1 protein-coding gene is annotated in these 253 nt (G+C 38.7%); it reads right to left on the bottom strand.

What is annotated here, in order from left to right; translation table 11 throughout:
* Positions 1-253, bottom strand: a 253-nt coding sequence (locus tag ACY2RX_RS14745; protein ID WP_490104735.1) for a TonB-dependent receptor plug domain-containing protein, incomplete at both ends; no start/stop codon positions are given.

Raw genomic sequence — 253 nt, 5'->3', positions numbered from 1 at the left:
TTAATAGTACCACCTATAGAAGGCACAGCAACTTTAGCTGCTCCTAAACCTCTTTGAACTTGCATTGCAGAAGTAACATCTGCCAAACCTGCCCAATTAGACCAAAATACTCTACCATTTTCCATATCATTAACAGGAACTCCGTTAATCATAACAGCAACGTTTTCAGAATTAAATCCACGTAAGTTAATACGCCCATCTCCAAAACCACCTCCAGATTTTGTGGCGTAAACTCCTGGTGTAGATTTTAAAA

It is taken from the genome of Polaribacter sp. 2405UD43-2, from assembly GCF_058147125.1.
This window is presented reverse-complemented; position numbering and strand designations above follow the sequence as displayed.